This is a genomic window from Pseudomonas sp. 8O, from assembly GCF_902506495.1.
In the GTDB taxonomy this organism is placed as follows: Bacteria; Pseudomonadota; Gammaproteobacteria; order Pseudomonadales; family Pseudomonadaceae; genus Aquipseudomonas; species Aquipseudomonas chaetocerotis.
Map to the genome: position 1 here is coordinate 465,503 of NZ_LR733267.1, position 26,374 is coordinate 491,876.

Below are 26,374 nucleotides of genomic sequence, written 5' to 3' on the forward strand. Positions count from 1 at the left end.
ACGGCGCGCGACGAACTTGTCTCGGCGGCGCCACTCCAATTTTCAGATGGCCTGCTCGAGGTGCAATGATGAACCCGTCACTGATCTATCACGTCACCTCCAGTCTCGATGGCTATATCGCTCGCCCCGATGGGCGCATCGACTGGTTCAACTCGCTACGCCAGGCCGATGAAGAGTACGCCTTTCAGTACTTCTACTCCGGCATCAACGCGCTGCTGATGGGCCGAGGTACTTACGAGGCACTACTCAAGCGCGGCGGTCCATGGCCCTACCCCGGCAAACCCTGCGTGGTGCTGACCCGCCTCGCCCTGCCGCGCGCCACAGACGAAGTCCAGCTGACCCACTGCACACCCGCCCAAGCCGTGGCGGCACTGAACGAAGCCGGCTTCCAGCGTATCTGGCTGGTCGGTGGCAGCCTGCTGGCGGGCAATTGCTACACCGCCGGACTGATCGACGAGGTGGTGATCAACCTGGTGCCGCACCTGCTTGGCGCCGGCATCCCGCTTCTGGCCACGGGCATGGAACGCAGCCTGAGCCTGAGCGACCAACGCCGCTTCAACAGTGGCACCTTGCAGGTGCACTATCGGGTGCAGAAGCAGGCCAACGTACCGACGCAGATCCCCGCGCCGCGTTTCAACGTGGCCTGATGCTCTCGCGCTGCTGCTTGCGCAGCAGCCGAGCGCTGTCCCAACCGACCAGCAGCACGGCTCCCCAGATCGGCAGGTACGTCAGCCATTGCCCGCTGTCGAAGCGCTCACCCAGCACCAGCAACGCCACGGCGAACAACAGCACCGGCTCGACATAACTGAGAATGCCGAACAGCCCCAATGGCAACAGCCGGCTCGATGCCATGTAGGCGGCGAACGCCAGGGTGCCGATCAACGCCATCACCGGCACCAGCAGCCATAGCCAGGGGCGATCGCTGAACGCCCCCACCGGTCCGTACGCGACGATCAGCCAGATCGCCAACGGCGCCAGCACCAGCATCTCCAGCACGAAACCGGACAAGGCATCCAGGCGCATCCAGCGGCGCAGCATGAAGTAAGGCGGGTACCCCAGCGCGGTGATCAGCGTCAGCCAGGAGAACGCCTGGGTACGCCACAACTCATGCAACACACCAAGCATGGCGCAGGCCACCGCCAACTGCTGCAGCGGGCGCAGGCGCTCGCCATAGAACAGCCGGCCAGTCAGCACCATCGCCAACGGCAGAAGGAAGTAGCCCATGGACACTTCCAGCATGTGCCCGGCCAATGGCGCCCAGAGAAACAGCCCCCACTGCACGCCGATCAACGCCGCCGCCAGCGGGCAGGCGGCCAACAACAGCGGTTCGCGGCGCAGACGCACGAAGGTCTCGCGCAGCAAGGTGGTCTGCCGTGCCAGCAGCACTAGCAGCAAGACCAGGGGAATCGACCAGAGCACGCGCTGAGCGAATATCTGCACGCCATCGAGCGGCGTCAGCCACTGCACGTAGCCAGGCAGCACGGCAAACAGCATCGAGGCGCCAACCGATAGCGCCACACCCTGTCCGGACAGTTGCATCAGCGCACCTCGGCAGGTGTACGGCGCGTACGCCCCAAACGAACCAGAGGCAGCGAAGCGGCGATCACTGCACCGCCCAAGGCCAGGCGTAACAGGTCAGCGTCGTGATTCCAGATCAGCAGATTGACCAGCAAGCCGGCAGGCACCAGTGCATTGTTCATCACCGCCAGGGTGCCACCATCGACCAGGCTGGCGCCTTTGTTCCACCAGTACAGTCCCAATCCGGACGCCAACACACCGAGCCAGACCAGCACGCTCCACTGCAGCATGGTGCTCGGCAGACGCTCGCTGTTGCCCAGCAGCAGGAAGGCCGGCAACGCGATCAGCAGCGCGCCCAGGTAGAAGAACCCAAAGCGCTTGTATTGCGGCTCGGTGGAAGGGTGTTTGAGCAGCAGATGCTTGTACAGCACCTGCCCGGCGGCGAAGGTGAAGTTGGCTACCTGCAGCAACAGGAAACCGAGCAAAAAGCCGCTGCTGATACCGTCGTAGCGGATGATCCCGGCGCCCAGCACCGCTACCAGAGCGGCGACCAACGCCCAGGGGTTGAATCTGCGATTTAGGGCATCCTCGATCAACGTCACATGCAGCGGCGTGAGGATGGTGAACAGCAGCACCTCCGGCACCGTCAGTACCGAGAAGCTCAGGTACAGACAGACGTAGGTGATGCCGAACTGCAAGGCGCCGATCAACAGCATGCCGCGCACAAAAGCTGGAGCGTGACCGCGCCAACGGGTCAGCGGCACGAACAGCAAGCCGGCAATGACGATGCGCGTCAAAACCGCAAAATAGCTGTCGACCCGACCGGCCAGGTACTCACCGATCAGGCTGAAGGAAAAAGCCCACAGCAGGGTCACTATCAGCAGATATCGCACAGCCACCTCCGAAGGAAGGCGGCGACCTTAGCGCGTTCCCCTGCGCCGGACAATCCATGCATCGGGCTGCGCTGACCCGCCACATAAAAAAGCCGGTCACTTCATCGCGAAGTGACCGGCATAGCACGCCCCCTAGCGGGCGCTCAGGAGAGTCGGATCGGCATCAGGCGACTTCGGCCAGTTTGGCCTTGGCCTGGGCCAGGCCTTTTTCGCTGAACTCGGCGCCCAGGTTCAGGCCTTCGGCATGGATGAACTGCACGTCATGGATACCGATGAAGGCCAGTGCCTGGCGCAGATAAGGTTCCTGATGATCCAGCGCGCTACCGGCGTAGATGCCACCGCGAGCAGTGAGCACGAAGGCGCGCTTGCCGGTCAGCAGACCCTGGGGGCCGGTTTCGGTGTACTTGAAGGTGAGCCCAGCGCGCAACACATGATCCAGCCAGGCCTTGAGGGTACTGGGGATGGCGAAGTTGTACATCGGCGCAGCCAGTACCAGTACATCGGCGGCCAGTAGCTCATCGGTCAGTTGATTGGAGCGTGCCAGGGCAGCTTTCTCGGCATCGCTCTGCTGCTCGCTCGGGGTCATCCAGCCACCGAGCAGCGTAGCGTCGAGGTGCGGAACCGGTTCGGCCGCCAGGTCGCGTACCTGGACCTGATCAGCCGGGTGCGCAGCCTGCCAGTTGGCGATGAATTGCTGGGTCAGTTCGCGGGAGACAGAACCTTGCTGGCGGGCGCTGCTTTCGATTACGAGAATACGGGACATGGCTGAGGCTCCATCGAGGGGGTTACGAGTCGATGGAGCATAGAATAGAGATACAAATTTCGATTAAAAAGCGTAAATATCCGCTTACATATATCGGTTAAATTGATTTATCGAGCCATCGCATCTAGGCTTTCATCACTTCAGGTTGCAGGTCAGGTTGATCCGCAGGCGAATCACGCTACGGGTGAACTTGACCGTCATGTTGTTGCTGGCGCCAGGTGCCAATACGGTACGCCGGGTGCGTGGCGCTTCGGGGCCATTGCGAAACACGGCACTGCACTCGGCCTCGCTCTGACCATAGTTGTAGAGCATCAGCGCCGCCATGTTGTGGTCGATTTCCTGGGTGGTCGCCGAGACCTCGGCGCCGTTGAACTGTTTTTCCATCTCGATGGGATAGGCATTGGCGGCCAGCGGCACAAAGGCGAACAGCAAGCAGATTATTTTTTTCATCGGTGCTCTCCAACATGGGATCGCCAGTGTAGGTGGAGATCGTCGGCGATAACAGCCGACTCAAGCAGGATGATGTGATGAAAGCTCCTCGTGTAACCCTGGATCAATGGCGCACGCTGCAGGCCGTGGTGGATCAGGGCGGCTTCGCCCAGGCCGCCGACGTGCTGCACCGTTCGCAATCCTCGGTCAGCTATACAGTGGCGCGCATGCAGGAACAGCTCGGCGTACCGCTGCTGCGCATCGACGGGCGCAAGGCCGTACTCACCGAGGCCGGCGACGTGCTGCTGCGCCGCTCGCGGCAACTGGTCAAGCAGGCCAGCCAGCTGGAAGACCTGGCTCACCACATGGAGCAGGGCTGGGAAGCCGAAGTACGCCTGGTGGTGGATGCCGCCTACCCCACCGCCAACCTCGTCCGCGCCCTGACCGCCTTCATGCCGCAGAGCCGTGGCTGTCGCGTGCGCTTGCGCGAGGAGGTGCTGTCCGGAGTCGAGGAAGTACTGCTCGAAGGCACCGCCGACCTGGCCATCAGCGCGCTGAACATCACAGGCCACCTCGGCATCGAACTGGGTGAAGTGGAGTTCGTCGCCGTCGCCAACCCGGAACACCCACTGCATCGCCTGCAACGCGAGCTGAGCTTCCAGGATCTTGAAGGCCAGATGCAGGTGGTCACCCGCGATACTGGCCGTCTGCAGCCACGGGATGCCGGCTGGCTGGGCGCGGAGCAGCGCTGGACGGTAGGTAGCCTGCCGACTGCGCGCACCTTCGTCAGCAGCGGCCTGGGCTTCGCCTGGCTGCCGCGCCATCTGATCGTCCGTGAACTGCAGGATGGGCTGCTGAAACCTCTGCCGCTGACTCAGGGCGCTATCCGCAAACCGCGCTTCTTCCTCTATAGCAACAAGGAGCGCGTGCTCGGCCCGGCCACACAGATTCTCATCGAGTTGATCAAGAACTTCGACGCTGCCCCTCTGGACGCGCCCTTCGCCGCACCGCAGTCGACCAACTGAGAGCTCCTCCATGCCCTATTTCGACAACGATGGCTGCCAGTTGCATTACGAGGACTATGGTCACGGCGCGCCGCTGCTGCTGGTGCATGGACTGGGTTCGAGCACGCGCGACTGGGAATACCAGATTCCCGTGCTCGCCCGGCATTATCGGGTTCTGGCGCTGGACGTTCGCGGCCATGGCCGCTCGGACAAGCCGCGCGAGGCTTATCGCATCGCCGACTTCGCCGAGGATGTCGCCGCCCTGATCGAACACCTGCAACTGCCCCCAGTACATCTGGTGGGCATCTCCATGGGCGGCATGATCGGCTTCCAGCTTGGCGTCGACCGCCCCGAGTTGTTGCGCAGCCTGACCATCGTCAACAGCGGCCCTGAGGTGAAGGCCAAAAGCGCGCGGGACTGGCTGGAAATTGGCAAGCGCTGGACGCTGTCGCGTCTGCTCAGCCTGGAAACCATCGCCAGGGCGCTGGGCAAGCTGCTATTCCCCAAGCCCGAGCAGGCCGATTTGCGGCGCAAGATCGAAGAACGCTGGCCGCAGAACGACAAACGCGCCTACCTCGCCAGTCTCGACGCGATCATCGGCTGGGGCGTGCGGGAACGCCTCGATCGCATCACCTGTCCTACCCTGGTGATTACCGCCGACCGCGACTACACGCCCGTTGAACGCAAGCGCGAGTACGTGGCAGAAATGCCCAACGCGCGCCTGCTGGTGATCGAAAATTCGCGCCACGCCACACCGCTGGATCAACCGGAACGCTTTAATAACGCCCTGCTCGCCTTTCTCGGCGAAACTGCCAACAAGGAAAACTGACCATCATGCTCAAGCAACTCGTTCTCGCCACCGGCGCCCTGCTGCTGTCGACCAGTCTGCTCGCCGCGGAAAACCCCAAGGTGTTGCTGACCACCAGCCTCGGCGAAGTGGAAATCGAACTGGCCGCCGACAAGGCGCCGATCAGCACGCAGAACTTCCTCAAGTACGTCGACAGTGGCTTTTATGCCGGGACCCAGTTCCATCGTGTGATTCCGGGTTTCATGGTCCAAGGCGGCGGCTTCGATGCCGACATGCGCCAGAAGGACACCGAGGCCCCGATCAAGAACGAGGCCGACAATGGCCTGCACAACGTCCGTGGCACCCTGGCCATGGCCCGTACTCAGGTACGCGACTCGGCCACCAGCCAGTTCTTCATCAACCACAAGGACAACGCCTTCCTCGACCACGGCTCACGCGACTTCGGCTACGCCGTGTTCGGCAAGGTAACCCGTGGCATGGACGTGGTGGACAAGATCGCTCAGGTGCCCACCGGCAACCGCGGCATGCACCAGAACGTACCGCGCGAGCCGGTGCTGATCATCGACGCCAAGCGCTTGTAAGACGCTGTGTGGCCCGTAGCCCGGATGAAATCCGGGAGATCGCATCACATCCTCCCCGGATTGCATCCGGGCTACGAGATGCTAAAGCCGTAGGGTGTCGTGGGGCCGCCCAGGCCGTGCGCCTCGCGCTCCAACGAGCAACAGCTCGGTGCGCACGGCGCACCCTACAACGACAAAGCCGCCCATGGGGCGGCTTTGTCGTTTAACGGAGGCGCTTACTTCTCGACGAAGGCGCGCTCGATCAGATAGTCACCCGGCTCACGCATGCGCGGGGAGATCTTCAGACCGAAGCTGTCGAGCACTTCGCTGGTTTCGTCGAGCATGCTCGGGCTGCCGCAGATCATGGCGCGGTCGTCCTGCGGATTGATCGGCGGCAGGCCGATATCGGCGAACAGTTTGCCACTGCGCATCAGGTCGGTCAGACGGCCCTGGTTCTCGAACGGCTCGCGGGTCACGGTCGGGTAGTAGATCAGCTTGTCCTTCAGCGCATCACCGAAGAATTCGTTCTGCGGCAGGTGTTCGGTGATGAACTCGCGGTAGGCGACTTCGTTCACGTAGCGCACGCCGTGAACCAGGATCACCTTCTCGAAGCGCTCGTAGGTTTCCGGGTCCTGGATCACGCTCATGAACGGCGCCAGACCGGTGCCGGTGCTGAGCAGATAGAGGTGCTTGCCGGGGTTGAGATCATCGAGCACCAGCGTGCCGGTGGGCTTCTTGCTGATGATGATCTCGTCGCCTTCCTTCAGGTGCTGCAGCTGCGAGGTCAGCGGGCCGTCCGGCACCTTGATGCTGAAGAACTCCAGGTGCTCTTCCCAGTTCGGGCTGGCGATGGAATAGGCGCGCATCAGCGGGCGGCCATTGTCCTGTTGCAGACCGATCATCACGAACTGACCATTCTCGAAGCGCAGGCCTGGATCACGGGTGCACTTGAAGCTGAACAGCGTATCGTTCCAGTGGTGGACGCTGAGCACGCGCTCGACGTTCATATTGCTCATGATGATTTCCTCGAAGAACTTCAGCGCCAAAGACGCGATTGCGCGGCATTCTATTCGCGGCAACAATATCTGTTAAGTGGATTATCAAGATATAGGTTATCGGTTATATCGATATGCGATTTACTCTCAGACAACTTCAGGTATTCGTCGCCGTGGCGCAGCATGAAAGCGTCTCGCGCGCCGCGCAATCGCTCGCATTGTCGCAGTCTGCGACCAGCACTTCGCTGACCGAACTCGAGCGCCAATCCGACTGCCAGCTGTTCGATCGCGCCGGCAAGCGCCTGGCGCTCAACGCCCTGGGCCGACAGCTATTGCCCGAGGCCGTCGCCCTGATCGACCAGGCGCGCGAGATCGAACGCCTGCTGGGGGGCAAGAGCGGTTATGGCTCGCTGAACGTCGGCGCCACCCTCACCGTGGGCAACTATCTGGCCACCCTGCTGATTGGCAGCTTCATGCAGCACCACCCTGAATGCCGGGTGAAGCTGCAGGTGCATAACACCGCTCATGTGGTGCAACAGATCGCTCACTACGAGCTGGACCTGGGCTTGATCGAAGGCGACTGCCAGCACCCGGATATCGAGGTGCAGCCCTGGGTCGAGGACGAGCTGGTGGTGTTCTGCGCGCCACAGCATCCACTGGCCCAGCGCGGCAGTGCCAGCCTGGAAGAGCTGACGCATGAAGCCTGGATTCTGCGTGAGCAGGGCTCGGGCACGCGACTGACCTTCGATCAGGCCATGCGGCATCACCCGCGCAACCTGAATATCCGCCTGGAGCTGGAACACACAGAGGCGATCAAGCGCGCCGTGGAATCAGGCCTGGGCATCGGCTGCATCTCACGCCTGGCGCTGCGCGACGCCTTTCGTCGTGGCAGCCTGATGCCCGTGGAAACTCCGGAGCTGGACCTGCGCCGGCAGTTCTACTTCATCTGGCACAAGCAGAAGTACCAGACAGCGGCCATGCGCGAGTTTCTCGAACAGTGTCGCGCGCTGACCGCTGGCGTCAGCCGCAGCGATCAGATCGTCCTGCCGCCGATCGTCTGAGTTTCAGCTCAAGAGGACGATTGCCCAGACCGAGCAGCGCGACGAATTGCGCGGCGTTGCCAATGTCCTTGGTGTGCTTCGACAGCAGGCGGCGCTCCAGGGAAATACACTCGATGGTCGCCTAGCCGAAGAACGCGGCGCGAGAGCCTATATACGAGATCTCGAGCTAGAGGGATGCAAGGTGGAAACAAGTGAGACTGCAACGTTCACTGGCTGTACATGAGCAAGCCGAGCTTGCTTTCAACGCAGCAGCACCGACGCGCAGCAGAGTCCTCACTGCGTGGGGATCGACTCCATCTGCTGCAACAGCAACGCCGCCTGCGTGCGAGTGCGCACACCCAGCTTGCGGAAAATCGCCGTCACATGCGCCTTGACCGTCGCTTCGGAGACACTCAGCTCGTAGGCGATCTGCTTGTTCAGCAAACCTTCACAGACCATGGTCAATACGCGGAACTGCTGCGGCGTCAGACTGGCAAGACCGGCACTGGCTGCCTTGGCCTCGGCGGAAACCGGCGCGCCCTCCTCGGCCAGTGGCGGCCACCAGGTATCGCCATCGAGCACCTGGCGCACGGCTTGCTGCAGGGTTTCCAGCGGACTGGATTTGGGGATGAACCCGCTGGCCCCGAACTCGCGAGAGCGGTTGACCACCGAAGCCTCTTCCTGGGCAGAAATCATCACTACCGGAATGTGCGGATACTGACCGCGCAGCAGCACCAGACCGGAAAAGCCGTAGGCACCGGGCATATTGAGGTCGAGCAGGACGAGGTCCCAGTCGCTCTTGGCGGCCAGGTGGCCTTCGAGCTCAGCGATGCTGGCGGCTTCAACCAGTCGCACTTCAGGCCCCAGCCCCAGGGTCAGTGCTTGTTGCAGCGCGCTGCGAAACAGCGGATGGTCGTCGGCAATCAGGATTTCGTAGGCGGCCATTGGCAGATCCTGTTCTTGTTATGAGTGGCACTGAGGTGAGTATGGCAGTGCTTTTCGCCTGAAGATCCGTTCAAGACTGCACATCCAGCATCACAGACTCCCCACTCGGACCGACGGCGGCGCTCAGCATGCCGAGCTGTGGCGGGGTGGTCAAGCTCAATGCTTTGCGGCAGGATGCGCAGCTTTACCGCCGAGACGCTCCAATGCGAAGCCAAGCCCTGCGCGCCGACCTGTTGATGCTGATTACCGCGATGATCTGGGGAAGCGTGTTCGTCGCCCAGCAACTGGGTATGGAAAACATCGGTCCCTTCCTTTATTCCGGTCTGCGCTTCGTCCTCGCCAGCCTGGTGCTGATCCCGGTGATCATCCTGATACAGCGACGCAGCCAGCAACCCCGGTCGGCACCGAGTCGCGGGCTGCTGCTGGGCGGCGCCATCATGGGTCTGGCTCTGGCGATCGGTATCAACTTGCAGCAAGTTGGCCTGATGTTCACCACCGTGACCAACTCCGGCTTCATCACCGGCTTGTATGTGATCGTGGTACCGCTGCTCGGTTTGTTCATCGGCCAGAAAAGCAGCCTGGGCATCTGGCTGGGCGCCAGCCTGGCGGTAGTCGGCATGTTCCTGCTCAGCGTCGGCGAAGGCTTCACCGTGGCATCTGGCGACTGGTTGCAGCTGGCTGGCGCTTTCGTCTGGGGTATCCACGTGCTGTTGGTGGGTTTTTTCGCCAGCCGCCACGACCCGCTGCGCCTGGCACTGATCCAGTTCGCCACCTGCGCAGTGATCAGCCTGACACTGGCCCTGGTGTTCGAGACGGCAACGCTGGAGGGCATATTCAAAGCAGGCCCAGCCATCCTCTATGGCGGCATTTTCGGCGTGGCGATCGGCTTTACCTTGCAGGTCATCGCCCAGCAGCACGCCATCGCCTCGCATGCGGCGATCATCCTCTCGCTGGAGGCCGTATTCGCCGCTATCGCCGGTGCCCTGCTGCTCGGTGAAATGCTGCAACTGCGCGGCTATCTCGGCTGCGCGCTGATGTTCGCCGGCATGCTGTTGGCCCAGCTATGGCCGAAGCCTCTGCCACTCGAACTCAGCGGTACGCCTGCAAACGCTGATGCAAAGCATCGTTGAGGTCCAGCGGCAGACGCCGTTTGGCCGCCAGATAATGTTGGCTGAAAACGTCGAGATAATCGTCCAGCGCCTCGCTGGCGCGCAGGTCACCAGCCAACTCCAGGCACATGGCAGCCACCTCGGCGGTGCACAGGTGCTCGCCGCGGGTAGAGCGGCGCAGTCGATAGCGCGATAGCTGCGCTGGCGTCAGGCTCAGCACCGGCAGTGCGTCCAGATACGGGCTCTTGCGAAACATCTTGCGCGCCTCGGTCCAGGTGGCATCCAGCAGCACGAACAACGGCCGCTTGCCGGGCGCCAGCGCCACCTCCTCCACCACGCGCTGCGGCGCCACGTACTCGCCGGGAAAAACCAGATAAGGCTGCCACTGCGGATCGGCCAAGAGCTCCAGCAGCGCCGGGTCGACGGCAGTGCGCGCCCAGCCGAAGGCGTGGGTTTGCGGCACCACGTCGGCAATCAACCAGCCGGTATTGCTCGGTTTCAGCGCCTCAATGTCATGCATCACCAGACACATGGCGGCATTGGCCTCGACCTGCGGGCGCCAGGCGCACAGACAATGAGTAGGCTGCACCCGGCAGTGCGGGCAGCGCTCGGCACGCGAGCCACGGGCGATGAAGGGTTTGACGCTGCGCGCCAGGCGCTCTGTGCGCAGGCGGGCGACGGCATGTGGGGCTGGATGGGTCATGGCGGTAACGACAGCGAACGGGGGGGCGATTCTAGCACCCCCGTTCGTCACTCAGATGGCTCAGAAGCTGTGGTTCAAGGCCAGACCGATGAAGTGGATGTGGGTGTTGTACTCACCGGTGTAGTTGCCGCCGTTGCCGGTGCAGCGCACTCCACTGTCCTGATACAGCCCGCCGGCACCTGGCACCCAGCCGGCCGGGGAGCAGCCGTCCTGGTAGTCCATCTTGCCGCTGGAGAACTGCACGTAGCTGTAGGCGAAATCCAGCGAGGTGTCGCGCATCACCTTGTAGTTGGCGCCGAGCGAAAGCCAGTAGCGATCCGCATCAGGAAAGGCCGGATGGCGTAGCTGCGGCGAGTTGACGGGAGAGCGGTCGTAAGCAACGCCGGTACGCAGCAGCAGGTCATCACTGTACTGGTAGTTCATGCCCAGAGAGATCTTGTAGCTGTCCTTCCAGTCCTGCTTGACGCTCAGGTCGCCCTCGGTAACGCCATTGAAGTAAGGATAGCCAGCCACCTGATCGATACCGATGCGCACCTCGTCGAGCCGCGAATGGCGAGTGAAGGTCAGATCCGCCATGAGCGCCATCTTGTCGTTGAGCTGATGGAAGGCGTTGAAGGAGAGCATCTCCGGTGTATCGATGGCGGTCTTGGCCTTGGAGTTGGGGTGCAGCCTGGAGCCGGCGAAATTGCCGGGATTGACCCAGTTGTCCGGGTCCAGCACCTGCCCCAATGCATCGGCTGGCGGCAAGGTGATGATGCCAAGATCGATGCCACCGCTCAAATCGGTATCGGGTGAAGGCACGCTGCCGGACACGCCGGCGAAGCTCCATTTTGTCTCGCCTTCAAGGGTGTGGCGAATGTTGGAACGATAGGACACGCCAAAGCGCGTCGCTTCGGTCGGCTCCCACAGGTAGCCGATATTCCAGCCAAACCCCCAGTCATCGCCCTTGACCCGGAAGTAACCGTCACCCTGGACGTTGTCGGCGAAGTTCTTCGCCACACAGTCGACGAAAGCGTCATCGGCCTGACCGTCGCAACTGCTGATCTCACCGGGCACATCGATGCCGTAGAGCAAAGGAATGGCAAACTGACCAAGCGGTGATGCGGCCAGCTCGGTCAGATCCTGATTGGCAGTGACAAACTGCCCAGCCAATTGCCGCGACGCGCCTTTGACATCCGCCGCACCGCGCTGCACCGACTTGATGTACTGTGCCGAAACACCGAAACCGATGCTGTGGTGTTCATTGAAGCGAAAGGCAATGCTCGGGTTGAAGGTCACCGTCTCCAGGCTGGCCGACTGGATGCCGTAGCGCCCAGCCCAGTCCTCCTTGTAGTCGAGCTTCGCGCCGAACGGAGTGAAGATGCCCAGACCGACCGTCACTCGGTCGTTGATCTCATGGGAAAAATAGAAGTTGGGCGCAGCGGCGGCATCAGGCAGGAACTCGCCCGCATCCCCCGAGACAGAATTGCCGAACACGTCGCGGCTACCCTTGTCCTCGTAATCGCCATCCGGCAGCAGGATGCTCAGGCCGGAGGTCACCTGGGTGCCCTTGAGCCGGGCAAGGCCAGCGGGGTTGTAGAAAATGGTCGAAGGGTCGGCCGCCTCGGCACCGTTGGCATGTGCCGAACCCTGCGCCGCCACCGATTGCGAACCGAAGTGATAACCGGATGCCTGCACCTGCGCAACGGGCAAAACCAGTAAACTGCCGACCATCACCCGCGATGGCCAGCGCCGAGAGAGCATTGTCATTGTTATTCTCCTGCACGCTGCTTGAACACCGCGCAGTCCTTCCTGCACCAGCGGCAGACTTCAGGCAGGTCTGCACTGGCGACGTCCGACTGCGACGGCGGCTCAATGCCTGTGACGTGCAGGTTTGGCCGATGATCCCCGGCCTTTGGTCGTGGTGATGGGCGGCGGCCACAGGCCAGCATGTCCCCATCAGTAACACTTAGTTTCAGGCGGGCAAATGGCCAGCGGCGCGAACATTCGCTGCGAGGCCCTGTCCAACCCTCGTCCACGCTTTCAGGAGTCACATGACATGCTGCGTTACATCCTCCCCGCTCTCGCGCTCAGCCTGATGCTTCCCACTGCCCAGGCAGCCTCGCTGAAGGAGATGGAACTGACTCGCACCCTGGAGCAGGTCGCCCGGCAAAGCAGCGAGGGCACGCCGCGAGCGATCAATGAAGACATTCTCGATCAGGGCTACACCGTGGAAGGCCACACGCTGATCAACCACCTCAGCGTGCGTGAAGCGCATGCAGCGCAGATGCGCGGCAACCCCGATACCGTGCGCGCGCAACTGGCCGCCAGCGTCTGCCGCAATCCGGGCTATCGCAACCTGTTGGCCCAGGGCGCACAGCTGCGCTACCAGTTCAGTGAGTACCGCAGCAATCGCCCGGTTACCGTCGAAGTGTTCGACAAGAGCGACTGCGGCCTCTGACCCAGGGCTGCCGTCAGTCCCGTTCCGCTCGCCGCTGCGCCTCATCGGCGCGCAGCTCGGCGAGCAAGGCCTCCATATAGCGCGAACGTCGTACACCGCCCTCGAGGCGACGTCGACATTCATCCTCCAGACTCAGTCGATTGGTTAGCGCTGCCTGCTGCAGCAGGCGATAGAGGTCCGTTTCGATCTCCAGAATCAACTTGGGCATACCTGCCTCTCCCTTACCATTGACCCAGTCAGCAGGCTCAACGCAGGGAGCGAGGACTCCCCCTGCCTGCCAGAGCCGCACGTTCCTCAGGCGTCAGCCAGGCATCGATCGATACGCCGAGCACCTCGGCGACGCTTTGCAGGACATGCGCCCAGGTACAGCCATTGGCGAACAGCATGCCGGCTTCGTCGAAAGTGCCGCCACGGTTGCGATAACCAAGCGCATGACACGTAGCAGCATCGCCCAGCACCGTCGACAGATGCCCTAAGGCCACTTCCGGGCGCATGTGGCCAAGCAACACGCGCCGTCGACAGGCAATCGGGAACAGCGCCTCACGCTGAGCGGTGCTGGCCACACTCGACGCCTCCCAGGCATCACGCGGCATACGAAAGCGCCCTGGTTCCTGCAAGTAAATCAGACGCCAGGCCACACCCTGCTCGCTCAGACGAACGGCGGCGCGACGCATCTCGTGCAGCTGATAGCTGCCGCTGGCAATCAGCAGCACCGGTTCGCCATCGCCTTCGGCATCGACCAGCAATGCCCCCTCACGGGCCAGTTGCTGCGCCTGTTCGACGGTGAAGCTGCAGGGTTGTTCACGTTTGGCCACCACCAGGCAAGCGAGCCGGCCGCGCTCCTGGTAGATGCCAGGCAGTAGGGCCAGTAGCGAATTGTGGTCGGCCGGAAACAGCACACGCATGACATCGTGCATCTCGCCCAGCAGCGCCTCGCAGAAGGTAGTGTCCTGATGCGACTGCTGGTTCTTGCCGTTCTCCCAGGTGTGCGAAGTGGCCACCAGCGGCCAGCCCAGCCAGCCGGCTGGACGTCCCGCCTCTTTCTGCTGGCGGGCGAAGATCAGACGCTGGCGCACGGCACCGAGCATCTTCACGCAAAACGCCTCGTAACTGGCCACCAGATTCAGGCCGCCCTGATTGGCCAGACAGGCAGAGACCACAGCCTCCTCGTTGAGCGCGGTGATCACCGCACCGTGCAGCGACTCCAGCTCGCTCTCAGGCTGGCTGACGCGGTGCTTGAGCGCTGCCAGCACACCGCCCAGACGGTTGCTGGCCAGTTCGTCCGGGTTACCGACACGCGGCCGCAACTGTGGGTTGGCGCGCACCAGATCGACGAAATAACGATCCAGTGCAGTCATGGGCGAACAGGGCCGACCATGAAAATGCAGCTCAGGCTGTACCGGCTGCAGTGGTTGACGCCGTGCCAGTGGGTTATCCCGCTCCAGTACACGACCCTTGCGTGCAGTGAACAGACTGCAGGCTTCCGACAGCACCTGCGGCTCTACCCACAAGGCCGCAGCATGTTGGTTGAACAGCTCGCGCGCGTAATCATCCTGCGCCGGACTGGCCGGTAGCGGCAGATTATGAGCGGCGTTGCAGCCAGCGCCAAAGAAGCCATAGCCCTTGGTGGTCTCGGCAATGCCGTAGGGCATCGGCAAGGGATAACCGATCAGCTCGCGATCGAGCTCCTCCAGCCGATGCGCCAGGCGCTGCTCCATCTCCCACAGCGCACAGACGAAGGCTGCCGGATCACGCCCATCGAAGCTCACCGGATCGAAGCCGCAGCCGCGCAGGTGCCGGCGAAACCCTTCCAGGCCCTCCAGCGTGCCCAACTCGGTACGCTGCTCGATACGCCGGCCGTTGGCGATCATCACCGGTAGCGCCACGCCACAATCCTCGGCACGCCACCAGCGTGGCATCCAGTCGCTGCCGCGCTGCTCTTCGGCGGCGCCATCGGACAGGAACGCCACCAGTTTCTCCCCTGGCAATGGCAGATGTGCGTACTGCAACTCAGCGAACCCGAGGTATCCGCCTTCGGCGATACCGCCGGCGGTGTGCGGATTGACATGACTGCCCAACGGCACGCCAGGGCTGCCGTCCGCAGCCTGGGCGTAACTGTAGAAGTCCGCCGCCAGGCGACTCATGCCCGTCTCGTCACACGCGTAACGGGCGGCCTGCTCGGGATGCTGGTTGCCGGTCAGCAGGTTCAGCGCCTCGATCGCCGCCACGCAATGGCCTTGGCCCATCAACCAGCCACGCGTCTCACCCGTCAGGGCGTTGAGCGCCAGGTAGCCGGCATAGGCCGGCACCATGTTCAGCGCGCCGCCGGTATGCCCTTCGGGCACGGGCTTGAAATCATCGGCCTGCAGCGGCTGGCCATCGAGCCGAACGCGCTGGGCATAAGTCATGTGTACCACCAACCAGAGGCCGGCTGCCGTCAGCGAGTCCAGCGCGCGCAACAGGCGGTAGACGCTCGGCAGGTCGGGCTGCAAACCGCTCTGCACCAGTTGATGGGCCAGACGAAAGACGGCGGCGCGGGTCTGCGGGCTATGCTGGACAGGTCCGTGGCCAACTTGCCAGCGGGCAAAGTCGGGATATTGCTGGGCGTGCCGAGCCAAGGTGGCGGCGTCGGGCAATAGCTGGGTCATGAGTGCTCTCCTGAATGCTTGCCTGCAGTTTAGGTATCGCTACGAAGCACCCGCTGACCTGCATCAAGACCCGCGCCGGTTCGAAGCGGCAGACTCGCTTCATCATCACGACAAGGAACAAACCATGGCCTTGCTCACTTTTCTCGGTGCGATTCAACAGGTCACCGGCTCCTGCTACCTGGTGGAAAGCCGCGATGGCGCCAAGGTACTGCTCGAATGCGGCATGCATCAGGGACGCCGCCAGGAAGAAGATCTGAACCGCAGTGCGTTTTCTTTCGATCCGAGCAGCCTGGATGCGGTGGTGGTCTCCCACGCCCACCTCGATCACAGCGGGCTGTTGCCGCGCCTGGTCGCCGAGGGCTATCGCGGCCCGATTCACGCCACTGAAGCCAGTTGCGAACTGCTCGAGCTGATGCTGATGGATTCGGCCTTCCTCCAGGAGAAAGACGCCGAATGGGAAAACCGCTGGCGCGCACGCCAGGGCAAGCCAGCGGTCAAGCCGCTCTACACCATCGCCAATGCCGAGCAGGCGCTCAGCCAGCGCCACGCGCATACCTATGGCGCAGCGGTCGAGGTAGCCAAGGGCGTGCATGTCACCTTCCACAATGCAGGCCACATCCTCGGCTCGGCCATCGTCGAGATGCAGGTAGAGGATCACCACCTGCGACGTCACCTGGTGTTCTCCGGCGACCTGGGCAACACCTGCTCACCGCTGATGCAGGCGCCGACACAGCTGAACCAGGCGGACGTGCTGCTGATGGAGTCGACCTACGGCGACCGCGACCATCGCACCAGCAACGAAACCCTGGAAGAGCTGGCAGACATTCTTCAGCAGGCTCACAAGGAAGGTGGCAACGTACTGATCCCGTCGTTCGCCGTCGGCCGCACGCAGGACCTGATCTACTACCTCGGCCGCTTCTATCAGGAAGGCCGCCTGCCGCAGCAGGCCGTGTTCCTCGACAGCCCCATGGCGATCCGCGCCAACGCCATTTACAGCCGCTTCCATGACCAGTTCGCGGCCGCAGATCGTGCAGCGCTGGCCGCCAAGGGCGTCAAGCGTATCGAGGACTGGCTGCCAGTGTTGCGCAGCACACCGACAGCCGAAGAATCGATGGCGATCAACCGGATCAACAGCGGCGCGATCATCATCGCCGGTGCCGGCATGTGCAATGGCGGGCGTATCGTCCATCACTTCAAGCACAACCTCTGGCGCGAGAACTGCCATCTGGTATTCCCCGGGTTCCAGGCCAAGGGCACGTTGGGTCGCCTGATCGTCGACGGAGCCGAAACGGTCAAGGTGCTGCATCAGCGCATCGCGGTGAAGGCCAAGGTACATACTCTGGGCGGTTTCTCCGCGCATGCCGGGCAATCGCAATTGCTCGACTGGGCCAGCCGGTTCGAGCATCACCCCGAGCTGTATCTGGTGCATGGCGAACTGGAAAAGATGCAGACACTGCAAGGCGCCCTGCGCGAGCGCCTGAACTGGATTGCCAACATTCCCGAACCCGGTGAACAGATCGCCCTGTAATCGGCGCTTACGAAAAGGTCGCAACGAAACGGCAGACTGCCTGTGGCAAGCTGTTCAACACTCCATAATCAAGGAACCGGCCAACAGGAGAGGCTCCTCGTCTCTCACAGGCCTAGAAGAGGAGAGTTTCCATGCCCTTTGAACCGGACGACTATCTGTCACGCCACGTGCAAACCAGCGAGGTCGACCTGAGCAACAAGGTGGAGGAACTGGTAGCGCTGGCCACCCCGAGCAACAGCCCCAATCTGGCGCTTTACCGCGAAATGCTCACCACGGTGATCCACATGGCCCAGGCGGATCGTAACCGCTGGGACGCCAAGATCATGATGCAGACGCTGCGCGAGATGGAGCATGCCTTCGGCATGCTGGAACAACTGAAACGGCGGCGCAAGGTAACGGTGTTCGGCTCAGCACGAACTCCGCCCGATCATCCCCTGTACCGGCAGGCGCGCGAGCTCGGCGCATTACTGGCACACCGCGACCTGATGGTGGTCACAGGTGCCGGTGGTGGCATCATGGCGGCAGCCCATGAAGGCGCCGGCGCGGAAAGCAGCCTGGGTTTCAATATCACCCTGCCCTTCGAACAAACCGCCAACGCGACCATGCGCGGCAGCCATCACCTGCTGTCGTTCCACTTCTTCTTTCTGCGCAAGTTGTTCTTCGTCAAGGAAGCCGACGGCCTGGTGCTGTGCCCCGGCGGTTTCGGCACCCTCGACGAAGCGCTGGAAGTGCTGACCCTGATCCAGACCGGCAAGAGCCCACTGGTGCCCGTGGTACTGCTCGATCAGCCGGGCGGCAGCTATTGGGAAGATGCACTGGGCTTCATCCGTCGCCAGCTTGGCGACAACGGTTACATCCTGCCCACCGACCTCAACCTGATGCATCTGGTCTACAGCGCCGAAGAGGCGGTGGATGAAATCGCCCGCTTCTACCGCAACTTCCACTCCAGCCGCTGGCTCAAGGATCGCTTCGTGATTCGCCTCAATCATCCACTCAACGAGGCGGCGCTGGCGAAGCTGGACAGCGACTTCGCCAGCCTGTGCAAGGAAGGTGGATTTACCCAGCAGCCCCATTGCGAGCAGGAGCGCGACGAACCGGAACTATGCCACCTGAGCCGCCTGGCCTTTGCCTTCAATGGTCGCGACTACGGCCGCCTGCGCGCGCTGCTTAATGTGGTCAACGAACCGGAAAACTGGGTGAGCTAACGCAGCCTACGTAGCCCGGATGCAATCCGGGGGTATTGGCCGCTCGCCCTTCCCGGATTGCATCCGGGCTACGCAAAGCAAGAAGCCCAGCATTGGCCGGGCTTCTTTTTGACTGCTGGCGGTCAGGCGTTGCCGGCGACCTTCATCCGCGCCGCCTGAGTGAAGTCGAGCATGCGCTTGAGCGGCTTGATCGCCTTGGGAATCAACGCCGGATCGACGTGAATTTCGCCTGAACCCTGACGCAAGCCTGTCAGCACACGCTCCAGCGTATTCATCGCCATCCACGGGCAGTGCGCGCAGCTGCGGCAGGCGGCACCATTGCCGGCGGTTGGCGCCTCGATGAAGGTCTTGTCCGGGCACAGCTGCTGCATCTTGTAAAAGATGCCGCGATCGGTGGCGACGATGAAGGTGGAGTTCGGCAGGGTCTGCGCCGCCTTGATCAACTGGCTGGTGGAACCCACGGCATCGGCCAACTCCACCACATTCTGCGGCGATTCCGGGTGCACCAGAATGGCGGCGTCCGGATACAGTGCCTTCATGTCCAACAGCTGCTTGGACTTGAACTCCTCGTGCACGATGCAGGCGCCATCCCACAGCAGCATGTCGGCGCCGGTCTCGCGCTGGATGTAGTTGCCCAGATGCTTGTCCGGCGCCCAGATGATGGTCTCGCCGTTATCCATCAGACTCTCGACGATCTCCAGCGCGCAGCTGGACGTCACCACCCAGTCAGCACGTGCCTTCACCGCCGCCGACGTGTTGGCGTAAACCACCACGGTACGCTCCGGGTGCTGATCGCAGAAGGCCGAGAATTCGTCCACCGGGCAGCCCAGGTCAAGCGAGCAAGTCGCCTCCAGAGTCGGCATCAGTACGCGCTTTTCCGGGTTGAGGATCTTCGCTGTCTCGCCCATGAACTTGACCCCGGCCACCACAACGGTCTGCGCCGGGTGCTGATTGCCGAAGCGGGCCATTTCCAGGGAGTCGGAAACGCAGCCACCGGTTTCCTCTGCGAGCGCCTGGATGACCGGATCACAGTAATAGTGCGCCACCAGCACCGCGTTCTGCTTCTTCAGCTCGGCGGCGATTTCACGGCGATAGAAGGCCTCTTCCTCGGCGGTCAGCGGCTTGGGCTGTTTGGCATCGAGGTGGGCTTGAACCAGAAGGCGTTCGGAAATCTGCGTCATATCATCGAACCTGCGGCGCTCTTGAGCGAGCTGCGAGTATACCCCCTGGTTGCCCATCGCCACAGGCGGGGCAACATCGGCCAGAGGGCTTTTCCGAGAGCAAAAAAAAGCCAGTCTCACGACTGGCTTTTGCGATCTGGTGGGTCGTGTAGGATTCGAACCTACGACCAATTGGTTAAAAGCCAACTGCTCTACCAACTGAGCTAACGACCCAACGCGAGGCGCATGATACTGATTTAATTCAGGAAATCAACACTTCGCGAAAACTTTTTCAGAAGTAGCGCGTTACATCCGGCACACCGGCGGCGGCGAAACCAGCTGCACGCAGGCGGCAGCTGTCACACTTGCCACAGGCGCGGCCATCATCATCGGCCTGGTAGCAGGAGACCGTGAGCGCATAATCCACCCCCAGGCGCATACCAGCCTGGATGATCTCACCCTTGCTCAGCTGCTGCAGCGGCGCGCGAATGGTGAAGCCCTGCCCCTCCACACCCGCCTTGGTCGCCAGGTTGGCCATACGCTCGAAGGCGTCGACGAACTCGGGGCGGCAATCCGGGTAGCCCGAGTAATCCACTGCGTTGACGCCAATGAAGATCTCGCGCGCCTCGAGCACCTCGGCCCAGCCCAACGCGAGCGCCAGGAAAACGGTATTGCGCGCCGGCACATAGGTCGCTGGAATGCCCTCGGTCGGGGACTCCGGCACGGCGATGCTGCTGTCGGTCAACGCCGAGCTGCCGATGCCATTGAGGTTCAGGCCGATCACCTTGTGCTCGACTACACCCAACTGCCGCGCCACACGTTCGGCTGCCTGCAACTCGGCGCGATGACGCTGGCCGTAATCGAAACTCATGCTGTAGCAGCTGTAGCCCTCGGCATTCGCCATGGCTACCACGGTGGCCGAGTCCAGGCCACCGGAAAGGAGGATGACCGCTTTCTTGTCGTTCATGTTCAGTGTCCCGGCTCATCGTTCCAGAGAATCTTGTGCAACTGCAATTGCAGGCGTACAGGCAGGTTGTCGGTCACGATCCAGTCGGCCAGCGCACGCGCATCGACCTGTTTGTGACTGGGCGAGAACAGTACTTCGCCGGCTCGGCTGGCCAGGTCGTACTCGATCAACTTGGATACCGCCCAGTCGTAGTCCTCGCGTGAGCAGATGACGAACTTGACCTGATCGTTGCGTGTCAGCCACTGGATGTTCTCGTAGCGATTACGCTGCATTTCGGCAGAGCCTGGCGTCTTCAGATCCAGCACCTTGCTGACCCGGGGATCGACTGCGGAGACATCGAGTGCGCCACTCGTTTCCAGCGATACCTCGTAGCCGGCGTCGCACAGGCGCGTGAGCAAGGCAATGCAATTGGGCTGAGCCAGCGGCTCACCACCGGTGACGCAGACGTAACGCGGGCGATAGGCGGCCACTTGATCGAGGATACTGTCAAGTGTGACGATTTCACCGCCGCTGAAGGCGTAGGCGGTATCACAGTACTGACAGCGCAGGGGGCAGCCGGTAAGGCGCACGAATACCGTTGGCAAGCCAGCGGTACGCGTTTCCCCCTGCAGCGAGTAGAAAATCTCGGTGATGCGCAGGGTTTCTTGCATGGTAGCCACGAGCGTGATGACGAAACAGGCCATCCGCCTCCGTTGCGTGGAAAGACAGGAACGCCGGCAGCGGCCGACATTCGACAAGGCACGGCGACAAGGACATCAGCCGAGCTGAAACCCTGCCACCTGGGCCGCCGCGCATTCTAATGGATCACGCGAGGCCAGATAAGAAAAACCCGCGACGGGCGCGGGTTTTTCGTCAACTTTCGGCTTACAGCCGCTGCAGATCACGCTGGGCCAGTTGAGCGGCCGAGCTACCCGGGTACTGCGCGATGACTTGCTGAAGGATGCCACGGGCCTTGTCGTTGTGACCCAGGCGACGTTCGACGTCGGCCAGTTTGAACAGTGAATCCGGCACCTTGGCGTGGCTCGGATAGGCCTGGCTGACCTTGGCGAAGGCCTGGCCGGCTGCTTGCAGATCGCCCTTGGCCAGATTCACTTCGCCCAACCAATACTGCGCGTTGCCTGCGTACTGGCTGTTGGGATAGCGATTAAGAAAGGCCGCAAATGCCTGCGAAGCCTTGTCGAAATCCTTGGCCTTGATCAGGTCGAAGGCGGCGTCGTAATAGAGTTTTTCCTTGGCCGGATCACCCGGCTCGGCGCTGGTCTGCTGCTGCGCGGCAGGTGGCGTCGGGGTGCCATTGGCGTTTACCGCGCCATCGGCTGAATTCTGTGCAGGAGCTCCACCGGCGGCAGCACCGGAAGAAATGCGTTGGTCCAGATCCTGGTAACGCTCCAGGCCTTCCTGCTTGAGGCGCTGGATTTCATTTTGCTGCTCCTCGACCATGCCGCGCAGTTGCGCAATTTCCTGCTGCATCTGCTGGAGCTGGTTGAACAGCATACCCTGCGCAGAAGCGGGTGCTTGCGCACCCGCTCCGGCAGAGGCACCGGCCGCACCATAACCCGCCGGTGGATAGCTGCTGCCCTGTTGCATGGAGCTGCTTTCCAGTACGGGAACCTCCGCCATTGCCGCGAGCGGCAAGGCGAGTGTCAGAAGGGTCAGGATACGGCGGCAATCTCGCATGGCAGCTTACTTACGCAGCTCTACACGACGGTTCTGAGCCCAGGACTGCTCGTCGTTGCCAGTGGCAACCGGACGCTCTTCGCCGTAGGAAACCAGCTCCAGCTGAGCCGGGGAAACGCCTTGCAGAACCAGGTAGCGCTGAACGGCCTTGGCACGACGCTCGCCCAGAGCCATGTTGTACTCACGGGTACCGCGCTCGTCAGCGTGGCCTTCCAGAACGACGCGAGCGCCGTTGCCTTTCAGGTCCTTGGCGTGTACGTCCAGAGCGCGCATGGCTTCGGCCTTCAGGTCGGAGCTGTCGTACTCGAAGTAGAAGGTGGTGATAGCGCGCAGAGCAGCTTCTTCGCTCAGGCTGCTGTCAACAGCGCCAGTGTTGGCACCGTAACCAGCATTCGGGTCAACAGCACCTTCACCAGCAGCGTCGCCGCCTTTGGAGGAGCAACCTACGGCAACAGCGAGAGCCAGGGACAGTGCAGCGAACTTACCGAATTTCAGCATTTCCATCATGTAACTCCTAATGAACCCCAGTTGTGTTAAGCAATATAGGTGTAACGCCGCATCAGTTCAGGTAAGGGGACCAAGAAGGCTCTCGAACTTCGCCTTGAGCGGTAGGAAGAGGGAGCCTCACACGTCCATTGGTGGACGCTAACATCAAGACTCCCCGGCCCTGCTGGCGGGTGGCGTAGATTAGCATGGCGCCATTGGGCGCAACAGTGGGCGACTCATCCAAACTTGTGTCTGAAAGAATACGCAAACGGTTGGTTTCCAGGTCCTGCGCAGCCACCTTGAACACGGTAAAACCATCCTGGCGATGGATCATCACCAGGGTCTTTTCATCGGCCGACAATTTCGGGTTGGCGTTGTAGTTACCAACGAAGGTAACTCGCTCCACTGCCCCGCTATTGATGTTGGTCTTGTAGATCTGCGGCTTACCCGCACGATCCGAGGTGAAGTAAAGGGTCTGACCATCCTTGCCCCAGAAGGGTTCGGTATCGATCGCGTAATGGTTGGTGACGCGGCGCATCTGCCGGCTGCCCATATCCATCACATAAATTTCCGGATTGCCGTCTTTGGACAGCACGAAGGCCAGACGATTGCCATCCGGCGACCAGGCCGGAGCGCCGTTGAGGCCTTCGAAGTTGGTGATCTGTTCGCGGCGACCGGTATCGATGTGCTGCACGAAGATGCGCGGGCGACGCTGCTCGAACGACACGTAGGTGATGCGACGGCCATCCGGCGCGAATGACGGCGACAAAATCGGCTCGCGCGATTGCAGCAGGGTCACCGCACGGGCACCGTCGTAGTCGGAGCGCTGCAGGGTGTAACGGGTATTGTTGGTCCCCATGCGCTCGGCAGTGACATAGAGCAGGCGCGTGGAGAATGCCCCCTTGACGCCGGTGAGCTTCTCGAACGACTGGTCGGCGATATGGTGAGCCATGTCACGCAGCTGATCGGTGCCACCACCAACATTGCCGGTCATGACCTGCTGTTCGGTGTTGACGTTGAACAGTGCGTATTGCACCTGCAGGCGGCCGCCGTTGGGCACGATATTGCCCACCAGCACGTACTGGGCACCGAGGGCTTTCCAGTCGCGATAGATGACTTCGCTGGCCTGAGTCGGCAGGCTGATCATGTTCTGCCGCGGGATCGGCTCGAAGTAGCCGGAGTTGCGCAGATCGTTGCCAATGATCTGCGACATGTCTTCAGGCAGTACCGAACCGCCTTGCCAGCCAAAGGGCACGACGGCGATGGGCGTGGCACGGTCAGCGCCTTGGGAAATCACCAGCGGGTCGGCCGCCTGGACGCTACCGACCAGCATGACCAGCCCCAGCAGGGCGATACGAATCAGGGTATTCACAGAGCTCAATCCTCCGGTTTGAAAATGACGCGACGCTGCCTGTACATACGGTCGAAGGTAGCGCGATCCAATTGTTGCATCTCGGGAATACGCCCGACGTTACGTACAGCTGCAACGGCCGAGTTGTCGAACGGCGCATCGCCACTGGAGCGCGACACGCTGGCGTTGGTCACGGTGCCGTCGGGCAGCATCTGAATCAGCAGCTCGACGCTCATGCCACGGCGCGCCGACATCGGTCGCTGCCAGTTCTCGGTAATCAGCTTGATGATCAGGTCATCAAGGTTGCCGGCCACCTGGTCGCCATGCGTCTCGGCCAGCGCCTGCTGGTTCTGCACGTTGTCAGACAGCAGCTCAGCCAGCGCTGCCGCTTTCTGATCCTCGGCGGCCTTGCGTCGTGCATCTTCGGCCTTGCGCTTGGCATCCTCGGCTGCTTTCTTCTTCGCCGCCTCGGCGGCTGCCGCTTTTTTCTTCGCCTCTTCTGCAGCGGCCTTTTTCTTGGCCTCTTCAGCGGCTTTCTTCTTCGCTTCGTCCTCGGCACGCTTCTTTGCGATATCCGCCTGACGTTTCTGTTCGACGGCCTTCTCGGCCTCGGCTTTCTTCGCCGCTTCGGCCTTTCGAGCCTCTTCAGCCTGCTTTTGTTCCTCGGCTTTCTTGGCTGCAGCTACCTTCTGCTCTTCAGCCTTCTTCTGCTCCAGGCGTTCGGTCTCGAATTGCGGTGCCGAGGTTTTCTGCGCCTCGCCGGCAACCTTTTGCGTGGTCTGCGTGGTGGCCTGGCTCTGCGATTGCAACTGATACAGCGTAGCCTGCACCACCGGGCGCGCCGGCGGCAGTTCGGGTGTGAAGGCGAAGCTGACGAACAGCATGGCGAACATCAGGACATGCAGACCCACCGCCCAAACCACGGGCCAGAAGTAGCTTTCCGATTGCGGACGCTCGGTTTGCTGCATCAGGGAGCCTCGGTAATCAGTCCGACGTTGCCCACGTCGGCCTGCTGCAGACCACCCATGGCAGACATCACGGTGCCGTAATCGACCGTGCGATCACCACGCACGAACACCTGCACCTGCTTACCCTGACGACGGTTCTCGGCAATGATCGCCGACACGGCCTGCGTCATCTGCTCAAGGGTCGAGGCGCGCTCCTGCTCGGTGTCGACGTCAACCTCGCTGCCCATGTTCCAGTAGTAGGTCTTGTCGGCCTTGATGGAGATGGTCAACACCTGGGCATCGTTGTCCTGCGGCAGCGCTTCGCTGCTGACCTTGGGCAGATCGACCTTGACGCCCTGATTGAGCATCGGCGCGGTGACCATGAAGATGACCAGCAGTACCAACATCACGTCGATGTAGGGCACCACGTTCATCTCGGCAACCGGTTTGCGTCTATTGCGAATTCTCGCCATGGTTAAAACCTGTCCTCTTCGCTCGCCTTAGTCTTCCGAGGTGTGCACTTTGCGGTGCAGGATGGCCTGGAACTCGTCGGCGAAGGTGTAGTAACGACCGATCAGCATCTCGCTGCGGGCAGAGAAGCGGTTGTAGGCGATGACCGCCGGAATCGCCGCGAACAGACCGATGGCGGTAGCGATCAGCGCTTCGGCGATACCCGGCGCCACGGTAGCCAGCGTGGCTTGCTGCACCTGAGCCAGACCGCGGAAGGAGTTCATGATGCCCCATACGGTACCGAACAGGCCGATGTACGGACTGGTCGAACCAACGGTGGCGAGAAATGGCAGCGCGGTTTCCAGTTTCTCTTCCTCACGGGAGATGGCCACGCGCATGGCACGAGCCACGCCGTCCATCACCGCGTCCGGGTCAACGCCCTGCTGCTGACGCAGGCGGGAGAATTCCTTGAAGCCGGCACGAAAGATCTGTTCCAGACCGGAATCCGGATCGGGGTTGCTACCCGCCTGGCGATACAGTTTGGACAGATCGATACCGGACCAGAAGCGATCCTCGAAGTTGTCCAGGGCACGCTTGGCGGCGCGAATCGAATTACTGCGCTGGAAGATCATCACCCAGGAAATGACCGACGCGGCCACCAGGGTCAGCATCACCAGCTGAACCACGAAGCTGGCGTTACTGATCAGACTCCACATCGACATATGGTCAACGGCGTTAGCTTCCACGC

The 26,374-nt window shown here is 61.9% G+C and carries 28 protein-coding genes and 1 tRNA gene; 9 read left to right on the forward strand and 20 right to left on the reverse strand.

The window, feature by feature from the left end:
- The first annotated feature begins 68 nt into the window (after positions 1 to 68).
- Positions 69 to 647, forward strand: a complete 579-nt coding sequence (locus tag GV002_RS23455; protein WP_160020655.1) for a dihydrofolate reductase family protein — start codon at positions 69 to 71, stop codon at positions 645 to 647.
- Here the strand turns inward: GV002_RS23455 and rarD are convergent.
- From rarD to GV002_RS23475, 4 genes are all read right to left on the reverse strand, one after another.
- Complete coding sequence (gene rarD / locus GV002_RS23460; RefSeq protein WP_160020656.1) at positions 634 to 1,539, reverse strand: EamA family transporter RarD; 906 nt, start codon at positions 1,537 to 1,539, stop codon at positions 634 to 636. The two genes, GV002_RS23455 and rarD, sit on opposite strands and share 14 nt — an antisense overlap.
- Complete coding sequence (locus GV002_RS23465; protein WP_160020657.1) at positions 1,539 to 2,411, reverse strand: carboxylate/amino acid/amine transporter; 873 nt, start codon at positions 2,409 to 2,411, stop codon at positions 1,539 to 1,541. The genes rarD and GV002_RS23465 overlap by 1 nt, the downstream gene beginning before the upstream one ends.
- A gap of 163 nt (positions 2,412 to 2,574) precedes the next feature.
- Positions 2,575 to 3,174, reverse strand: coding sequence for an FMN-dependent NADH-azoreductase (locus GV002_RS23470; protein WP_160020658.1), 600 nt, complete (start codon positions 3,172 to 3,174; stop codon positions 2,575 to 2,577).
- A gap of 135 nt (positions 3,175 to 3,309) precedes the next feature.
- Positions 3,310 to 3,624, reverse strand: coding sequence for a 3-phosphoglycerate kinase (locus GV002_RS23475; RefSeq protein WP_160020659.1), 315 nt, complete (start codon positions 3,622 to 3,624; stop codon positions 3,310 to 3,312).
- Between the two features lie 77 nt (positions 3,625 to 3,701).
- On the opposite strand from GV002_RS23475, the gene GV002_RS23480 reads away from it, so the two are divergent.
- The 3 genes from GV002_RS23480 to GV002_RS23490 are packed head-to-tail and all read left to right on the forward strand — an operon-like array spanning position 3,702 to position 5,996.
- Positions 3,702 to 4,628 carry a LysR family transcriptional regulator gene (locus tag GV002_RS23480; protein ID WP_160020660.1) on the forward strand — a complete coding sequence of 309 codons (927 nt, stop codon included), beginning with the start codon at positions 3,702 to 3,704 and terminating at the stop codon, positions 4,626 to 4,628.
- Positions 4,629 to 4,638: 10 nt separating this feature from the next.
- Complete coding sequence (locus GV002_RS23485; protein ID WP_160020661.1) at positions 4,639 to 5,436, forward strand: alpha/beta fold hydrolase; 798 nt, start codon at positions 4,639 to 4,641, stop codon at positions 5,434 to 5,436.
- 5 nt (positions 5,437 to 5,441) lie between these two features.
- Positions 5,442 to 5,996, forward strand: a complete 555-nt coding sequence (locus tag GV002_RS23490) for a peptidylprolyl isomerase (protein WP_160020662.1) — start codon at positions 5,442 to 5,444, stop codon at positions 5,994 to 5,996.
- A 215-nt stretch (positions 5,997 to 6,211) separates the two neighbouring features.
- Here the strand turns inward: GV002_RS23490 and fpr are convergent, their stop codons facing one another.
- Complete coding sequence (gene fpr, locus GV002_RS23495) at positions 6,212 to 6,991, reverse strand: ferredoxin-NADP reductase (protein ID WP_026041990.1); 780 nt, start codon at positions 6,989 to 6,991, stop codon at positions 6,212 to 6,214.
- Between the two features lie 113 nt (positions 6,992 to 7,104).
- On the opposite strand from fpr, the gene GV002_RS23500 reads away from it, so the two are divergent.
- Positions 7,105 to 8,031 (forward strand): LysR family transcriptional regulator, encoded by a 927-nt coding sequence (locus GV002_RS23500; RefSeq protein ID WP_160020663.1) that lies wholly within the window; start codon positions 7,105 to 7,107, stop codon positions 8,029 to 8,031.
- Between the two features lie 273 nt (positions 8,032 to 8,304).
- Here GV002_RS23500 and erdR read toward each other — a convergent pair whose 3' ends face one another.
- On the reverse strand, positions 8,305 to 8,955 hold the full coding sequence (erdR, locus tag GV002_RS23505; protein WP_160020664.1) for a response regulator transcription factor ErdR: 651 nt from the start codon (positions 8,953 to 8,955) through the stop codon (positions 8,305 to 8,307).
- 203 nt (positions 8,956 to 9,158) lie between these two features.
- On the opposite strand from erdR, the gene GV002_RS23510 reads away from it, so the two are divergent.
- Complete coding sequence (locus GV002_RS23510; protein WP_160020665.1) at positions 9,159 to 10,085, forward strand: DMT family transporter; 927 nt, start codon at positions 9,159 to 9,161, stop codon at positions 10,083 to 10,085.
- Here the strand turns inward: GV002_RS23510 and GV002_RS23515 are convergent.
- Positions 10,045 to 10,767: a tRNA-uridine aminocarboxypropyltransferase gene (locus tag GV002_RS23515; RefSeq protein ID WP_160020666.1), complete on the reverse strand. Its 723-nt coding sequence runs from the start codon at positions 10,765 to 10,767 to the stop codon at positions 10,045 to 10,047. The genes GV002_RS23510 and GV002_RS23515 overlap by 41 nt on opposite strands.
- A gap of 60 nt (positions 10,768 to 10,827) precedes the next feature.
- Entirely contained in the window at positions 10,828 to 12,516 is a 1,689-nt protein-coding gene (locus GV002_RS23520; protein ID WP_160020667.1) for an OmpP1/FadL family transporter, read from the reverse strand.
- A 289-nt stretch (positions 12,517 to 12,805) separates the two neighbouring features.
- Here GV002_RS23520 and GV002_RS23525 point away from each other — a divergent pair, with 289 nt between their 5' ends.
- Positions 12,806 to 13,207, forward strand: a complete 402-nt coding sequence (locus tag GV002_RS23525) for a quorum-sensing-regulated virulence factor family protein (protein WP_160020668.1) — start codon at positions 12,806 to 12,808, stop codon at positions 13,205 to 13,207.
- A 13-nt stretch (positions 13,208 to 13,220) separates the two neighbouring features.
- Here GV002_RS23525 and GV002_RS23530 read toward each other — a convergent pair whose 3' ends face one another.
- Both GV002_RS23530 and GV002_RS23535 read right to left on the reverse strand, forming a co-directional pair.
- Positions 13,221 to 13,415: a hypothetical protein gene (locus tag GV002_RS23530; protein WP_160020669.1), complete on the reverse strand. Its 195-nt coding sequence runs from the start codon at positions 13,413 to 13,415 to the stop codon at positions 13,221 to 13,223.
- Between the two features lie 37 nt (positions 13,416 to 13,452).
- Entirely contained in the window at positions 13,453 to 15,855 is a 2,403-nt protein-coding gene (locus GV002_RS23535) for a xylulose 5-phosphate 3-epimerase (protein WP_160020670.1), read from the reverse strand.
- 124 nt (positions 15,856 to 15,979) lie between these two features.
- On the opposite strand from GV002_RS23535, the gene GV002_RS23540 reads away from it, so the two are divergent.
- Both GV002_RS23540 and GV002_RS23545 read left to right on the forward strand, forming a co-directional pair.
- On the forward strand, positions 15,980 to 17,383 hold the full coding sequence (locus GV002_RS23540; RefSeq protein WP_160020671.1) for an MBL fold metallo-hydrolase RNA specificity domain-containing protein: 1,404 nt from the start codon (positions 15,980 to 15,982) through the stop codon (positions 17,381 to 17,383).
- 131 nt (positions 17,384 to 17,514) lie between these two features.
- Entirely contained in the window at positions 17,515 to 18,588 is a 1,074-nt protein-coding gene (locus GV002_RS23545; protein ID WP_160020672.1) for an LOG family protein, read from the forward strand.
- 122 nt (positions 18,589 to 18,710) lie between these two features.
- Here GV002_RS23545 and nadA read toward each other — a convergent pair whose 3' ends face one another.
- The 10 genes from nadA to tolQ form a co-directional block, all read right to left on the reverse strand.
- Positions 18,711 to 19,769 (reverse strand): quinolinate synthase NadA, encoded by a 1,059-nt coding sequence (gene nadA, locus GV002_RS23550; protein WP_003241694.1) that lies wholly within the window; start codon positions 19,767 to 19,769, stop codon positions 18,711 to 18,713.
- A 137-nt stretch (positions 19,770 to 19,906) separates the two neighbouring features.
- Positions 19,907 to 19,982, reverse strand: a tRNA-Lys gene (locus tag GV002_RS23555).
- Positions 19,983 to 20,040: 58 nt separating this feature from the next.
- Complete coding sequence (queC, locus tag GV002_RS23560; protein WP_160020673.1) at positions 20,041 to 20,715, reverse strand: 7-cyano-7-deazaguanine synthase QueC; 675 nt, start codon at positions 20,713 to 20,715, stop codon at positions 20,041 to 20,043.
- A gap of 2 nt (positions 20,716 to 20,717) precedes the next feature.
- Positions 20,718 to 21,365 carry a 7-carboxy-7-deazaguanine synthase QueE gene (gene queE, locus GV002_RS23565; protein ID WP_160020674.1) on the reverse strand — a complete coding sequence of 216 codons (648 nt, stop codon included), beginning with the start codon at positions 21,363 to 21,365 and terminating at the stop codon, positions 20,718 to 20,720.
- A gap of 214 nt (positions 21,366 to 21,579) precedes the next feature.
- A complete protein-coding gene (gene ybgF, locus GV002_RS23570; protein ID WP_160020675.1) occupies positions 21,580 to 22,392 on the reverse strand; it encodes a tol-pal system protein YbgF in 813 nt (270 codons plus the stop codon).
- A 6-nt stretch (positions 22,393 to 22,398) separates the two neighbouring features.
- Positions 22,399 to 22,896, reverse strand: coding sequence for a peptidoglycan-associated lipoprotein Pal (gene pal / locus GV002_RS23575; RefSeq protein ID WP_160020676.1), 498 nt, complete (start codon positions 22,894 to 22,896; stop codon positions 22,399 to 22,401).
- A 55-nt stretch (positions 22,897 to 22,951) separates the two neighbouring features.
- Positions 22,952 to 24,250: a Tol-Pal system beta propeller repeat protein TolB gene (tolB, locus tag GV002_RS23580; protein ID WP_160020677.1), complete on the reverse strand. Its 1,299-nt coding sequence runs from the start codon at positions 24,248 to 24,250 to the stop codon at positions 22,952 to 22,954.
- Between the two features lie 5 nt (positions 24,251 to 24,255).
- Entirely contained in the window at positions 24,256 to 25,200 is a 945-nt protein-coding gene (gene tolA / locus GV002_RS23585) for a cell envelope integrity protein TolA (RefSeq protein ID WP_160020784.1), read from the reverse strand.
- Positions 25,197 to 25,649 carry a protein TolR gene (gene tolR, locus GV002_RS23590; RefSeq protein ID WP_021488348.1) on the reverse strand — a complete coding sequence of 151 codons (453 nt, stop codon included), beginning with the start codon at positions 25,647 to 25,649 and terminating at the stop codon, positions 25,197 to 25,199. The genes tolA and tolR overlap by 4 nt, the downstream gene beginning before the upstream one ends.
- 27 nt (positions 25,650 to 25,676) lie before the next feature.
- Complete coding sequence (tolQ, locus tag GV002_RS23595; protein ID WP_037003717.1) at positions 25,677 to 26,372, reverse strand: protein TolQ; 696 nt, start codon at positions 26,370 to 26,372, stop codon at positions 25,677 to 25,679.
- Positions 26,373 to 26,374: the final 2 nt, after the last annotated feature.

What these genes read in the sequence shown, in the direction of transcription:
- GV002_RS23455 (WP_160020655.1), top strand. Translation starts at nt 69, where the DNA reads ATGAACCCGTCACTGATCTATCACGTCACCTCCAGTCTCGATGGCTAT.
- rarD (WP_160020656.1), bottom strand. Translation starts at nt 1,539, where the DNA reads ATGCAACTGTCCGGACAGGGTGTGGCGCTATCGGTTGGCGCCTCGATG.
- GV002_RS23470 (WP_160020658.1), bottom strand. Translation starts at nt 3,174, where the DNA reads ATGTCCCGTATTCTCGTAATCGAAAGCAGCGCCCGCCAGCAAGGTTCT.
- GV002_RS23475 (WP_160020659.1), bottom strand. Translation starts at nt 3,624, where the DNA reads ATGAAAAAAATAATCTGCTTGCTGTTCGCCTTTGTGCCGCTGGCCGCC.
- GV002_RS23480 (WP_160020660.1), top strand. Translation starts at nt 3,702, where the DNA reads ATGAAAGCTCCTCGTGTAACCCTGGATCAATGGCGCACGCTGCAGGCC.
- GV002_RS23485 (WP_160020661.1), top strand. Translation starts at nt 4,639, where the DNA reads ATGCCCTATTTCGACAACGATGGCTGCCAGTTGCATTACGAGGACTAT.
- GV002_RS23490 (WP_160020662.1), top strand. Translation starts at nt 5,442, where the DNA reads ATGCTCAAGCAACTCGTTCTCGCCACCGGCGCCCTGCTGCTGTCGACC.
- fpr (WP_026041990.1), bottom strand. Translation starts at nt 6,991, where the DNA reads ATGAGCAATATGAACGTCGAGCGCGTGCTCAGCGTCCACCACTGGAAC.
- GV002_RS23500 (WP_160020663.1), top strand. Translation starts at nt 7,105, where the DNA reads ATGCGATTTACTCTCAGACAACTTCAGGTATTCGTCGCCGTGGCGCAG.
- erdR (WP_160020664.1), bottom strand. Translation starts at nt 8,955, where the DNA reads ATGGCCGCCTACGAAATCCTGATTGCCGACGACCATCCGCTGTTTCGC.
- GV002_RS23510 (WP_160020665.1), top strand. Translation starts at nt 9,159, where the DNA reads ATGCGAAGCCAAGCCCTGCGCGCCGACCTGTTGATGCTGATTACCGCG.
- GV002_RS23515 (WP_160020666.1), bottom strand. Translation starts at nt 10,767, where the DNA reads ATGACCCATCCAGCCCCACATGCCGTCGCCCGCCTGCGCACAGAGCGC.
- GV002_RS23520 (WP_160020667.1), bottom strand. Translation starts at nt 12,516, where the DNA reads ATGACAATGCTCTCTCGGCGCTGGCCATCGCGGGTGATGGTCGGCAGT.
- GV002_RS23525 (WP_160020668.1), top strand. Translation starts at nt 12,806, where the DNA reads ATGCTGCGTTACATCCTCCCCGCTCTCGCGCTCAGCCTGATGCTTCCC.
- GV002_RS23530 (WP_160020669.1), bottom strand. Translation starts at nt 13,415, where the DNA reads ATGCCCAAGTTGATTCTGGAGATCGAAACGGACCTCTATCGCCTGCTG.
- GV002_RS23535 (WP_160020670.1), bottom strand. Translation starts at nt 15,855, where the DNA reads ATGACCCAGCTATTGCCCGACGCCGCCACCTTGGCTCGGCACGCCCAG.
- GV002_RS23540 (WP_160020671.1), top strand. Translation starts at nt 15,980, where the DNA reads ATGGCCTTGCTCACTTTTCTCGGTGCGATTCAACAGGTCACCGGCTCC.
- GV002_RS23545 (WP_160020672.1), top strand. Translation starts at nt 17,515, where the DNA reads ATGCCCTTTGAACCGGACGACTATCTGTCACGCCACGTGCAAACCAGC.
- nadA (WP_003241694.1), bottom strand. Translation starts at nt 19,769, where the DNA reads ATGACGCAGATTTCCGAACGCCTTCTGGTTCAAGCCCACCTCGATGCC.
- queC (WP_160020673.1), bottom strand. Translation starts at nt 20,715, where the DNA reads ATGAACGACAAGAAAGCGGTCATCCTCCTTTCCGGTGGCCTGGACTCG.
- queE (WP_160020674.1), bottom strand. Translation starts at nt 21,365, where the DNA reads ATGCAAGAAACCCTGCGCATCACCGAGATTTTCTACTCGCTGCAGGGG.
- ybgF (WP_160020675.1), bottom strand. Translation starts at nt 22,392, where the DNA reads ATGCGAGATTGCCGCCGTATCCTGACCCTTCTGACACTCGCCTTGCCG.
- pal (WP_160020676.1), bottom strand. Translation starts at nt 22,896, where the DNA reads ATGGAAATGCTGAAATTCGGTAAGTTCGCTGCACTGTCCCTGGCTCTC.
- tolR (WP_021488348.1), bottom strand. Translation starts at nt 25,649, where the DNA reads ATGGCGAGAATTCGCAATAGACGCAAACCGGTTGCCGAGATGAACGTG.